Origin of the sequence: Pannonibacter sp. (assembly GCF_051860505.1) — a bacterium.
Lineage (GTDB): Bacteria > Pseudomonadota > Alphaproteobacteria > Rhizobiales > Stappiaceae > Pannonibacter.
The window spans coordinates 119,603-132,068 of the sequence record NZ_JBHYDX010000005.1 but is presented as its reverse complement, the minus strand read 5'-3'; the positions used below and the strand labels follow the sequence as shown (position 1 = coordinate 132,068).

Annotated in this window: 12 protein-coding genes; 2 read left to right on the top strand and 10 right to left on the bottom strand. The window is 61.8% G+C overall.

The window, feature by feature from the left end:
• Positions 1-51: 51 nt before the first annotated feature.
• From ACTIFE_RS05360 to ACTIFE_RS05315, 10 genes are all read right to left on the bottom strand, one after another.
• Positions 52-729 carry a sulfate transporter family protein gene (locus ACTIFE_RS05360; RefSeq protein ID WP_439528130.1) on the bottom strand — a complete coding sequence of 226 codons (678 nt, stop codon included), beginning with the start codon at positions 727-729 and terminating at the stop codon, positions 52-54.
• Between the two features lie 68 nt (positions 730-797).
• Entirely contained in the window at positions 798-1,406 is a 609-nt protein-coding gene (gene recR, locus ACTIFE_RS05355) for a recombination mediator RecR (RefSeq protein ID WP_439528129.1), read from the bottom strand.
• A 67-nt stretch (positions 1,407-1,473) separates the two neighbouring features.
• Positions 1,474-1,794 carry a YbaB/EbfC family nucleoid-associated protein gene (locus ACTIFE_RS05350; RefSeq protein WP_439528128.1) on the bottom strand — a complete coding sequence of 107 codons (321 nt, stop codon included), beginning with the start codon at positions 1,792-1,794 and terminating at the stop codon, positions 1,474-1,476.
• A gap of 56 nt (positions 1,795-1,850) precedes the next feature.
• Positions 1,851-2,930 carry a tryptophan--tRNA ligase gene (gene trpS, locus ACTIFE_RS05345; protein WP_439528127.1) on the bottom strand — a complete coding sequence of 360 codons (1,080 nt, stop codon included), beginning with the start codon at positions 2,928-2,930 and terminating at the stop codon, positions 1,851-1,853.
• Between the two features lie 112 nt (positions 2,931-3,042).
• Positions 3,043-4,611, bottom strand: a complete 1,569-nt coding sequence (murJ, locus tag ACTIFE_RS05340) for a murein biosynthesis integral membrane protein MurJ (RefSeq protein ID WP_439528126.1) — start codon at positions 4,609-4,611, stop codon at positions 3,043-3,045.
• Between the two features lie 10 nt (positions 4,612-4,621).
• Entirely contained in the window at positions 4,622-7,426 is a 2,805-nt protein-coding gene (locus ACTIFE_RS05335; RefSeq protein WP_439528125.1) for a [protein-PII] uridylyltransferase, read from the bottom strand.
• Positions 7,427-7,622: 196 nt separating this feature from the next.
• Complete coding sequence (locus ACTIFE_RS05330) at positions 7,623-7,994, bottom strand: helix-turn-helix domain-containing protein (protein ID WP_439528124.1); 372 nt, start codon at positions 7,992-7,994, stop codon at positions 7,623-7,625.
• A 14-nt stretch (positions 7,995-8,008) separates the two neighbouring features.
• The gene (locus tag ACTIFE_RS05325; RefSeq protein ID WP_439528123.1) at positions 8,009-8,590 is read right to left on the bottom strand and encodes a Smr/MutS family protein; all 582 of its coding nucleotides are present in this window, start codon (positions 8,588-8,590) and stop codon (positions 8,009-8,011) included.
• On the bottom strand, positions 8,587-9,807 hold the full coding sequence (mltA, locus tag ACTIFE_RS05320) for a murein transglycosylase A (protein WP_439528122.1): 1,221 nt from the start codon (positions 9,805-9,807) through the stop codon (positions 8,587-8,589). The genes ACTIFE_RS05325 and mltA overlap by 4 nt, the downstream gene beginning before the upstream one ends.
• The gene (locus ACTIFE_RS05315) at positions 9,804-10,529 is read right to left on the bottom strand and encodes a Tim44/TimA family putative adaptor protein (protein WP_439528121.1); all 726 of its coding nucleotides are present in this window, start codon (positions 10,527-10,529) and stop codon (positions 9,804-9,806) included. Before ACTIFE_RS05315 ends, mltA begins: the two co-directional genes overlap by 4 nt.
• 215 nt (positions 10,530-10,744) lie before the next feature.
• Between ACTIFE_RS05315 and ACTIFE_RS05310 the strand changes: the two genes are divergently transcribed.
• Together ACTIFE_RS05310 and ACTIFE_RS05305 are read left to right on the top strand one after the other, a co-directional pair.
• Entirely contained in the window at positions 10,745-11,245 is a 501-nt protein-coding gene (locus ACTIFE_RS05310; protein WP_439528120.1) for an FxsA family protein, read from the top strand.
• Between the two features lie 105 nt (positions 11,246-11,350).
• Positions 11,351-12,415 (top strand): acyltransferase family protein, encoded by a 1,065-nt coding sequence (locus ACTIFE_RS05305; RefSeq protein ID WP_439528119.1) that lies wholly within the window; start codon positions 11,351-11,353, stop codon positions 12,413-12,415.
• Positions 12,416-12,466 lie beyond the last annotated feature (51 nt).

The window sequence follows — 12,466 nt, the reverse complement described above, 5'->3', positions numbered from 1 at the left end:
TTTGGGAACGAGGTCGCAGCCCCGAACTCAAGCAGGCTTCCGGCCGGTGGCTCACACCGGCCGGGGTGCCCGTGTCGCCTGAATCCGCTTGAACAGGTGAACCATGAAAATGGTCGCGAAGACCGGCGTGACCAGATTGGCGACCGGCACCGCCAGCAGCCCGGCAATCAGCAGTCCGCCCATGAACACCGTGCCTGAATGCGCCTTGCGCAAGGCTCGGGCTTCCGCTGGATCCATGAACCGCGTCGCGACGAACTCGAAAAATTCCCGACCGAGCAGATAGGCGTTGACCACGAGGAACGCGATCAGGTTGACGCCCGGAACGAGCAACAATACCAGCGCAAGAAGATTGCCGAGAATGACAACGCCCGTAAACTTGGCGGTTGCGAGCAGGGAAGCCGCCAGCGGCATCGCGCGGCCTGACGCATCGTGACCATAGTCGGTGCGCTCGATAATGTCGGCAACATCGTCCTGGAAAAGACCGGCAAACAAGGCCGTGACCGGGGCGACAAGAAAGCCAAGGATGAAGATCGCGCCAATGCCGGTCAGGACCGACAGGACGGTATCGAGCCACGGATAGGGCAAATCCACATAAGCCGCGATCACCCCCTGCAATGCAATCCAGATGACCATCAGCACGGCAAGAGTAAGGGCCAGCGACTTCAGCAGGATGGCACGGAGCGGCGGCGCGAAGACCTGCCCCATGGCTCGCAGTGCATCGGAAAACATGGATCTGAATCCCCTCTTTACGTCAGGGGCTTCACATAGGCAGACCGGACTGTCTCCGCAATGACCGCTCAGAACCGGGTTCGTGCTTTCATCGCCTGGGTCAGTGTACCTTCATCAAGATGGTCAAGCTCACCACCCACCGGAACGCCGTGTGCCAGCCGGGTTACTGTCAGCTCAAGCCCGGTCAGCTGGTCGGTGATGTAGAGCGCAGTCGTCTGACCCTCGACAGTCGCATTGACCGCCAGAATCACCTCACGCACTGCGCCCTGTTTCACGCGCTCGACGAGCCTTTCGATGTTGAGATCCTCAGGTCCAATGCCGTCGAGAGGTGACAGGGTGCCACCAAGCACGTGATAGCGGGCATTGAGAACGCCGGCACGCTCGAGCGCCCACAGGTCCGCGACATCTTCCACCACGACCAGAACCGTCTCGTCCCGGCCATCGTCACAGCAGATCGTGCAAGGGTCGCAGGTGTCGACCGTGCCGCAGACCGAGCAGATACCGACCTTCTCCACCGCCACGCCCATGGCGTCGGCGAGCGGAACCAGCAGCTGCTCCTTCTTCTTGATGAGATGCAGGGCGGCACGCCGGGCCGAACGCGGCCCGAGCCCGGGCAACCGTGCGAGCAGCTGGATCAGCCGTTCGATCTCCGGACCTGCGACCTTGCGCCCTGCCATCTCGTGTTCCCTGTGTTCTTGTCCGCACGCGGGCCGGCGCGCTTGCGCACAGCCCGCAGCCCGTCTGTCAGAACGGCATCTTCATGCCAGCCGGAAGCCCCATGCCGCCCATCAGTTCCTGGGTCTTTTCCTGCATCTGGGCTTCGGCCTTGATCCGGGCCTCGTTGTGGGCCGCGATGATCAGGTCCTCGAGGATCTCGGCCTCTTCTTCCTTCAGCAGCGACGGATCGATCTTGATCGCGCGGATCTCGCCCTTGCCGGCGATGGTGATCTTCACCATGCCGCCGCCCGAACTGCCTTCGGTCTCGATATTGGCAAAGGCTTCCTGCAGCGAGCCCATCTTCTCCTGCAGCTGCTTTGCCTGCTTCATCATCTTCATGAAGTCCATGGACTGTCTCCTTGTCCGGTACGTGGTGCGCTCTCACCCATATGGGGTCGATCCGCTTACCTCACATCCAGAAAGCCGATGATCTTGCGCATGTCGCGCAGCACCGGCTCGGCGATGGCGGAAGCCTGTTCGGCGCCGTTCTTCAGGACGGCGTCGATTTCCGCCGGATCGGCCATCAGCCGTGCCATCTCGGCGTTCAGCGGCGCAAGCCGCTCCACGGCAAGCTCGGCCAGTGCCGGCTTGAACACGGAGAACGGCTGACCGCCGAACTCAGCGATGATCGCGTCCTTGGTCTTGCCGGCCAGCGCGGCATAGATCGCAACCAGGTTCTCGGCTTCCGGCCGGCCCTTGAGGCCTTCCAGTTCACCCGGCAGCGGTTCTGGATCGGTCTTGGCCTTCTTGATCTTCTTGGCGATCATGTCGGCGTCGTCGGCCAGGTTGATGCGCGACAGGTCCGAGGGGTCGGACTTCGACATCTTCTTCGTGCCGTCACGCAGGCTCATCACGCGCGGCGCCGGGCCGGCGATCATCGGCTCGGGCAGCGGCAGGTAGATCTGCTCCGGGCTTTCCGGCGACGGCACCGGGTTGGGCGAACCCAGTCCCAGCTCGAGGATCCGCTCGGCAAAGTCGTTGTTGAACTTTTGCGCGATGTCGCGCGTCAGCTCCAGATGCTGCTTCTGGTCATCGCCGACCGGAACATGCGTCGCGCGGTATGCCAGAATGTCGGCCGCCATCAGGTTCGGATAGGCGAACAGGCCCACCGAAGCGTTCTCGCTGTTCTTGCCTGCCTTGTCCTTGAACTGCGTCATGCGGTTCAGCCAGCCCATGCGCGCCACGCAGTTGAAGATCCACGCCAGCTCGGCATGTTCCTTCACCTGGCTCTGGTTGAAGATCACCGAGCGCTTGGGGTCGATGCCAGCAGCGATGAAGGCGGCGGTGACTTCACGGGTTGCGTTGGTGAGTTCCGTCGCATTCGGAAAGCCGGCCGTGATCGCGTGCATGTCGACGACACAGAAGATCGTCGGCATCACGTCCTGCATCGGCACCCAGCGCGAGACAGCGCCAAGATAGTTGCCAAGGTGAAGGTTGCCGGTCGGTTGAACACCGGAGAAGCAGCGGGGCTGGAGCGCTGTCATGTAAAGTCCCTGAAACAGTCGGCCGGTTGGAAGGGCCTGAAATTGGGAAAGGCAGGATGCCGCTGGACTTATGGCGTGGCGCCCGCGGCAAGGCAAGCGGCAGCAGCGCGCCTCATGCCCCGGTCTTGCGCCGGCGGATCATGCGTGCAAGGCCAATGAGGTCCGCCGCGCCGGTGACCTGTGCCAGACCGGCGAAGATCCCGACCCCGCCGGCCACCAGCACGCCGAGCGCGACAACACGCAAACCCAGCGACGGCCCGCCCAGCGCGCCAGCCAGGGCCTCAGCTCCCAGATGAACGCAGACGCCCATGGCAAGACTTGCCACGGCCAGAAGCCCGATCTTGCGCAGCACCGTCAGATCCGGCTCGAAATGTCCGCGCCGCCACAACACGGCCCCAAGCGCCAGAGCGTTTACCCATCCGGCAACCGTCGTCGCCAGGGCGATGCCCACATGCGCCAGAACAGGAAACAGGATCAGTGACAGCACCACATTGACCAGCGCACTCAGTCCGGCGAACCACATCGGCGTCTTGGTGTCCTCGCGGGCGAAATAGCCGGGCGAGAACACTTTATTGAGCACATAGGCCGGCAAGCCGAAGGAAAAGGCCGCCAGCGCCGCAGCCGTTCCACTCACGGCGGCGGCATCGAAGGCGCCGCGCCCGAACAGCACGGAGACGATCTCGTCCGGGATCACTACCAGGGCGACAGAGGCCGGAAGCGTCAGCGCGAAGGACAGCTCCATCGCCCCGTTCAGCGTCTTCTGGAACTGCGCATCCTCTCCGGCGCGCAGCTGCCGGGTCAGGCTGGGCAGCAGCACGACTCCGATGGCAATCCCGATGACCCCCAGCGGCAGCTGATACAGCCGGTCAGCGTAGTAGAGCAGCGCATTCGCGCTTGCCTGCGCCGAGGCGATCGCCTGCCCGACGACGATGTTGATCTGGGTGATGCCGCCGGCAATCAGGCCGGGTACGCCCAGCGCCACCAGCCGGCGCACCGCCGGCGTCAGGCGCGGTCGTGGCAAGGTCAGGCGGAAGCCCAGCCGCTTCATGTCCCACAGCACGACAGCCAGCTGCGCCACCCCGGCAATTGAAACGCCGAGGCAGAGGATGAGGCCGATCTGCCGTTCCTCGACCACACCGGAGAGGACGATGCCCGCCAGCACGGCGATCATCACCACATTGAGCATAACCGGCGCAAAAGCAGCAGCAGCAAAGCGCTGATACGTATTGAGGATGCCTGCGATCAGCGCCAGCATCGACATGAACACAAGATAGGGGAAACAGATCCGCGACATCAGCACGGTGAGGTCAAACTTGGCCGGATCTTCCAGGAAGCCCGGGGCCAGGACCCAGACCACGGCGGGCATGGCCATTTCGGCGATGGCCAGCAGGATGAGCAGTACGAATAGCATGCCGGAGGCGATTTCGCCGGCCACCTGCCGCGCCGACGCCTCCCCCTCCTCCTCCAGCGCCCGCCCGAACAGAGGCACGAAAGCAGAGTTGAAGGCCCCTTCGGCAAACAGCCGGCGGAACAGGTTCGGCAGACGGAAGGCCACAACAAAGGCGTCGGCCACCGGTCCGGCTCCCAGCACGGCTGCCAGCATGGCATCGCGCACGAAGCCAAGAATGCGGCTGGCAAGCGTTGCCGCACCGACCGTTGCAAAGTTGCGGATCAGGCTCATGCGCGTTCCATCAGGTGGAGGTTGCGGGGGTGGGCTCCGGCTTTCCTTCCACTGCCTCCGTCAGCCGCTCGCGGATCGTCTCCTGACGGCTGATGTTGGAGATTTTCTGGCCTGTCAGATCGGTCACGTAAAAAACGTCCACGACCCGTTCGCCGAAGGTCGAAATATGCGCTGAGGCGATGTTGAGGTTGAGTCCGGCAATCGCCCGGGTCAACTCATAGAGAAGTCCTGGTCGATCCAGCCCGCTGACTTCCACGACGGTATAGCTGTCCGACCAGGAATTGTTGACCAGAACCTCGGCCGCCACCCGGAACGCCTTCATGCGCCCCTTCATGTTGGCTTTCTTGGCGATATGATCAGGCAGCGGCGTCTCGCCGCGCAAGGTCTTGAGGATCAGATCCGTGATCCGCTCGCCGCGCCGACGTTCATCCGCGTCGTCGGGCAGTTCCCGGCTGACAAAGATCGAATCAAGCGCAAACCCGTCCGTCGTCGTATCGATCTGCGCGTCGACAATATTGGCGCCCGTGACAAAGCAGGCCCCTGCAATCGAGGACAGCAGGCGCGGATGGTCCGGGGCGAGAACGGTAATCTCTGTTACGCCTTCGAAGGCATGGGTGCGCACCTCTGCCGCGAACTTGTCATTCTTCCGGTCCGCCCGCCGGATCAGTTCAGCATGGGCAACGGCCCGGTCAATTTCGGCGCGCATCCAATAGGCTGGATAGTGCCGCCCGACATAGGACTGACGCTCGGCGGTGGTCCAGTGAGTGAGCTTGTCCAGGAGCCGCTCCTTGGCATCGATCACCACTTCCTTGCGGCTGAGCTGGCTGTGGCCGCCAGTCAGATGCGGCTCGCATTCATAGTAGAGCGTCCTGAGCAGCTGGCCTTTCCAGCCGTTGAAGACGCCCGGGCCAACGGCGCGGATGTCGGCAACCGTCAGGATCAGCAAGAGTTTCAACCGCTCCAGGCTCTGAACGATCTGGGCAAAGTCGTCGATGGTCTTGCGGTCGGACAGATCGCGCGACTGGGCATAGGTGCTCATGTCGAGATGGTGCTCGATCAGCCAGGCGACGGTTTCGGTTTCGGCTGCACTCAGTCCGAGGCGTGGGCAAACCTTCCGGGCAATCTTGGCGCCGGCGATCGAGTGATCCTCCGGCCGCCCCTTGGCGATATCGTGCAGGAACATCGCCACATAGAGAACACGGCGGTTCTGGATCGACTTGATAAGCTGGGTGGCCAGCGGATTCTCGCCTTCGGCCCCGCCCCGTTCAATCTCGGCCAGCACGCCGATGGACCGCAGCAGGTGCTCGTCCACCGTGTAGTGGTGGTACATGTTGAACTGCATCATCGCCACGACCTTGCCGAAGTCCGGCACGAAGCGGCCCAGGACACCAGCTTCGTTCATCGCTCGCAGGGTCGCTTCGGGCTGTGATCTCGATGTGAGGATCGACAGGAACAACCGGTTGGCTTCCGGATTGTCACGCAAGGCCACGTTGATCAGAGACAGCGAGCGATGGATCAGCTGCATCAGTTCGGGATGCAGGATGTAGTCGAGCCGATCGGCAACCTGGAACACCCGGATCAGGTTGACCGGATCCTCCTTGAACACCATGTCGCTGGCGGCGTTGATCCGGCCGTTCTCGACGACGAAACCGGGAGCCTCGCGGATCGGCTGTGCAGACGGGCCGCGAGGTCCCTTCAGCCGCAGCATCAGTCCGGTAAAGCCGTTGCCATGCGGTGATTTCACGTGCTGGGCTTCCAACGCCGAACACAGGATCCGCGTCAGGTCGCCCACATCCTTGGCAACAAGGAAATAGTGCTTCATGAAACGCTCGACATCCTTGAGGCCTGGATGTTGCGTATAGCCGAGGCGGATCGCGATCTCGCGCTGGACATCAAAAGACAGGCGCTCTTCAGGACGACCGGTGAGATAGTGCAGGTGACAGCGCACGGCCCAGAGGAAGTCTTCGCATTTGACGAAGAGATTGTACTCAGCCCGTGACAGAACGCCCTTCGACACAAGTTCAGACTGACGGCGTACGCGATAGTGATATTTGGCGATCCAGAACAGCGTGTTGAGGTCACGTAGGCCGCCCTTGCCTTCCTTGATGTTCGGCTCGACCAGATAGCGCGACATGCCCTGCCGCTTGTGTCGCTCGTCGCGTTCGGCAAGCTTGGCGGCGATGAAGTCCGAGCTGGTGCCGGCCACGACTTCCGTATCGAATTTTGTCTGCAACTCCCGGAACAGGGTTTCCTCGCCCCAGATGAACCGCGCTTCCAGCACTGCCGTGCGGATGGTCATGTCAGACCGGGACAGACGGATGCACTCTTCCAGGTTCCGGGTCGCATGGCCCACCTTCAGGCCAAGATCCCAGAGCATGTAGAGGATATATTCCACCACCTGCTCGCCCCAGGGTGTCTGCTTGTAGGGCAGCAGGAACAGGAGGTCGACGTCCGAACCAGGGGCGAGCGTACCGCGGCCATAGCCACCGACGGCCACCACGGCCATGCGTTCGGCGGTCGACGGGTTGGTGATGCGGTAGACATGCGCCAATGCGAAATCATAGATGACGCGAATGAGTTCATCCTGCAGGTGACTGAGCCGGCGGGCGCAGGCGAGCCCGCCGCCCTCGCGGTTGAGATGCCCCTGCGCCACCTCGCGGCCAGCCCGCATGGCAGCCTTCAGCTCGGCCAGCGCCGCCGCGCGGACCTTGATGTCGGTTCCCAGACCGTCGTAGCCAGCTGTCAGGTTGGTCAGCTTCGCCCGCAAGGCATCAGCGTCGATCATGTCGGCGAAATCGGAGGCGGGATAACTCATGGTCCTTTGCGGATCCTTATCTGTCTGAAAGGCTTTGATTTCCGTCAGGTTCCGGTCGAATTCCAGTGGCTATGGCGGATCTCGAAGGCGTGATGCAACAACGCCGGACCGGCTTGCTGTTCGCAGGACAATAGTCCCATCCCGCGCCTGCACAAGACTGCAAGGCGGAGCGGAGCCCGTTTGATGCGCCTGGACGCTAGACATTGTCTCGGGCGGCAACGACCCTTAGCTGATGCAGCAGATGATCGAGCGACTCCACGCTCAGTCCGCCGATCTTGCGTTCCAGGAGATTGGTCAGCTCGGTTGCCCGGGGATCCAGGCCGGATGTATCCAGCGTCACCTTCGGATCCGACATTTCGGCAAGGCGCTGGATCTCCTCCGCCTCATCCCAGATAACGTTGAAATAGGTGATGATGCGCTGCACGAGAAACCAGGTCGGCTTACCCCGCTTGCCATGTTCAAGTGCAGAGAGATAGGCGCTCGAAACCGAAAGCCCGGCCGCCATCTCCTTCAGCGAAACACCGCGCTTGGCGCGCATCTCTCGCAGTTTTGCCCCAAGCGGCGTCATGCCTGCCCCTCTTGCTAGTTGTCCCTTGCCTTGCGCAGGCGCACATAGAGGGCACCGGACCCGCCATGGGTCAGATGTGCTTCCTCAAAGCCGAGAACGATGGTCCTGAGATCCGCCATGGCCAGCCATTGCGGCACCACGCGGCGCAGGATACCGCGCTCATCCATATAGGCAGCCATCGCCCCTGCCCCGCCCTTGCCGGTGATCACCAGCACGAATGTATAGCCTTGCTGCTGGGCGAAATGCAGGAAAGACCGCAGCCGGTCATGCGCTTGATGCTGCGTCAAGCCATGCAGGTCGATGCGTGCGTCAATGCTGCGTTGCCCTCGAACAACCTTCTGCCGAACCCGGCGCTCGATCGGCGCCAGCGGCGGCGGTCCTTTTGGGGCCGGTGCCGGCCGCATCGCGGTTTCAGTTGCCGGCGGTGTCCTGGAGGCCGCACTGTCCTCGGCAGTCAGGGGAGATGGCGTGGCAGCCGGTTCCTCCGGGGTCCAGATCGTTGACTTGAGAGGCTTGGCGCTTGCAGCCACTTTCGACCAAAGCTCGCGCTCATCGCTTGTCAGATTGCGCGGACCGCGGCGGCGCCCCCCGCTCACGACCCCTGCCCCAGAAGATGTGCCAGCTTTCGCGGCCACAGCAGTGTCATTGACGCCGGATGCCGCACGGCGCCGGCTATCGTCCCGGCTTGTGCCCCTGATCCGATGAACAGGTCGCCCCGCGCCGGTCCCTTGATCGCCGAGCCCGTATCGTCAGCAATCATCAAACGCTGCCAGCGAGGGTCGGTGAGCCCCGAGTCGGCAAGATCGGCATCAACAAAAACCGGCATGCCGTAAGTGTGCAGGGAATGGTCCATGGCGATGCTGCGCCCGGCAACCAAAGGCAGGCCTGCAGCGCCAACCGGCCCTTCCTCCGGATCAATGTCCTCGATGGCCCTGAAGAAGATGAAAGAGCGGTTGTGGCCAAAAAGCCAGTCCATCCGCTGCGGGTTGCGCTGAAGCCAGTTGCGCAAGCCCGCCATGGTGAAATCCTCCGGCGAGCCTTCACCGGCCTCGACCAGAACGCGGCCAATTGCCGTGTAGGGATGCCCCGTCTTGCCGGCATAGCCGACACGCATCACCGATCCATCCTCGAGGCGGACCCGGGCTGATCCCTGGACATGCACGAAAAACGCATCGACCGGGCTCTTCAACCAGATCAGTTCGAGATCCTGATCCTTGAGCGCGCCATTCATGATGGCAGGGCGGTCAGGCAGGACCTCGAGCGCCTTGCCACGCCGGACTCCATGCGTGATTTCAGCGGGCCAGCCTTTCGGCCGGTTTTTGTCCGAAATCAGCGTCAATCCTTGCGGTGCACGGTAAAGTGGCGTCGCAAAGGCCGCCGACGGGCTGCGGGAGCCGTCGACTTCCGGCTCATAATACCCCGTGACAAAGCCGGCTCCGGATATCCGGGCAGGAACAAAGGCGCGCTCGAAAAAGACGCGTGCCTCCGGTCCTGATGCTGCCTTTGGAGCGTCCCTGCAAATCTGATCGAGTTCTGCCCGCATATTGCGCTGCAACGTCCCGGTCAGCGCGGCAGATGGCTGCGCAGGCTTGTCAGCGGAACAAAACCGACGGAAGGCAGCCAGCGCTGCAGCATGGTCATCCCGGTCCCAGCCCGGTAAGTTGGCAAAGGTCCCGGCAGAAAGGCGTGATGTCAGATCGTCGGACACAGACGCTGCCTTCTCCGGCTTTGCAAATGCGCCGCCCGGAGCAAAGCCCTGGGCGGCGGTCAGAAGGATCAACAAGGCGCCGAAGCGTGAAAATACTCGCTTCATTCCGCCGATTCGGTGGCAACCAGTTTCCAGTTCGGATCACGGGTGCTGGTGTCACGCGCAAAGGTCCAGATGTCGACGACTTCGCTGACTTTGGCCGGATCGCCATCGATCACATGGCCGTCCCGGTCGCGGGTCGCGGAGATCAGTTCACTCTGCAGCCGCACGGTCACCTGGGCCGTGGTTCCCTTGAGGGCTGCTTCAACGATTTCTGCCTTGTTGATGCCAACAAAGGTCGATTCCACCGTTTCACCGCGCGTTTCACGGTCATTCATGGCCGTCACAAATCCCTCGAAGACATCCTTCGACAGGAGTTGCTTCAAGGTCTTGCGATCCCCTTCGGCGAAGGCCGTGACAATCATCTCATAAGCTGCACGCGCGCCTTGCAGAAACTGCTCTGGCTCAAAGCTGCGGTCGGCCGAGAGGATCTGCCGCAATGCGGCGTTCAACGCTGTTCCGGACGGCGCAACCTTGTCGAGAACAACTTCGCCAGAGGCTGGTTCATCGCTTTCAGTACCGGTCGCCGTGCCAGGCAACGGAATGACATTGTCCCGTTGCGCAGGTGCCTTTTCCCGATCCTCGCGGTCCTGGGCCGGCTTGGAGTAGGGATCAAATGGCGGCCGTTCATTGCCCGTCCGCTTGCCAAGGACCGATCGCAGCTTGAAAAACACGAAAACAGCCAGTGCCAGGAGGATGATGTTGTAGATGTCCAGAACGTCGCTCATGGGTGCTACCGGCTTTTGATCCCTGACCTGATGTCCGGATGCTATCATCGCACCCCGGATCCACCGGACAGGTTCCTTTGAATGTAGGGGTTCTTGAACCAGCATCCAGTGCCAAGAGCAAGGCGATTGTTGGGCGCTCCTGGCAAGATACTCGCAATCCCGATCAAGGCACCTTATCTTGGGCGGGTTAGCCAACAGTCAACGTCAGGTATTTCGTGGCCTTTCTGGTTCTTACCGGTCTCATCCTTCTCCCGCTTGCGGAGATTGCGGTCTTCATCATGGTCGGCGAGGAAATCGGCGTGTTGCCGACAATTCTGCTCACCATTGTCACGGCCCTTGCCGGAACTGCAATGTTGCGCCACCAGGGCCTGTCCCTCGTGCGCCGCATGCAGGGCGAACTCGACGCAGGCCGTGTGCCGGGCGAGGAGATGATGCACGGCGTGCTGATGGTTACCGCCAGCATTCTGCTGCTTCTGCCGGGATTTATCACCGACACGCTCGGTCTGGCGCTGTTCATTCCGCCGCTGCGGGCGCTTCTTGTCAGGCGCATGGCGAGCCGGGCGACAATCATCGCGGCAAAAAGAACCAGGTCGAGCGGTCCTTCCGTTGTGGACCTTGATGCGGAAGACTGGCACCGGGAGACCCCGCAATCGGCTGACACGGGATCTCGCCCGGCGCTGGAAAGTCCCTGGAAGGACACCGGCGAGAAGCCCTGACGCTCCCGACCGTCTCACAGTGTTGTGATTGCCGCAGTGCAAGAATTGTCGGTTTTACCAAGGTTCTTAACCGACAACGCCGCCGATACACGCTAAGGTTGGCGAATGTCCGCTGTAGATACACTCCATACTAGGTCCTCCCTCCCCAAACGCATCGACTGGATCGATCATGCGAAGGGGATATGCATCGTGCTGGTTGTGATGATGCACAGCGTGCTGGGAATGGAGCTTGCCGCCGGCGAAACCGGCTGGATGCATCCTGTCGTGCAGTTTGCTGCACCGTTCCGGATGCCAGACTTCTTCCTGATTTCAGGCCTGTTTGTCGCCAATGTGCTGGACCGCGACTGGCGGCTGTATCTGGACCGAAAGGTCGTTCATTTCCTGTATTTCTACACCCTGTGGCTGACCATCCAGTTCGCGGTCAAGGCACCCGGTATGATTGCCGCTGATGGTTTCGAAGCAACATTGGGCGAATATCTTCTCGCCTTCCTACAACCGTTTGGCACATTGTGGTTCATCTATCTTCTGGCGGTCTTTTTTGTCGTAACGAAGATATTGCATGAGCTGAAGGTGCCGTGGCCGCTGACCCTGTTGGGGGCTGCCACCCTACAGGTCGTTCCGATCGATACGGGCATCTATATCCTCGACTATTTTGCCGAGCGATTTGTCTTCTTCTTCGCCGGATACGTGTTTGCGCCGCGCTTGTTTGCTCTTGCCGCTTTGGCCGCAGACAGGCGTTTGGCTGCATTGATGGCTATCGCCATCTGGGCTTGCCTGAACGGGGCAGCGGTTGCCTTTGGCATCTATCTCCTTCCAGGCCTGTCTCTGGTTCTGGGCGCTGCCGGCGGCATCGCCGTGGTTCTTGTCTCAAGCCTTCTCGCCTCGTCCGGCCGGCTGTCCGGATTGCGCTGGATGGGCGCACATTCGATCGTGATCTATCTCGCCTTCTTTTTCCCCATGGCAGTCGCGCGGATCCTGCTGCCCAAGCTCGGATTGTTCGATACGGGCACACTGTCCTTGCTGGTCACACTTGCCGCCGTGACCGGACCGGTGGTGCTTTATATCGCCGTTGAACGCACCGGCTACGGCCGCTTCCTATTCCAGCGTCCGGTTTGGGCGCATGTCGCCCGGCCAGCCGCGACCAAATCGGCCGGGCAGGCAGCAGAGTAAGCTACCCGCCAGGACATTGCTGCGGACGCACATTCGCCCTTTCTTCCTCAG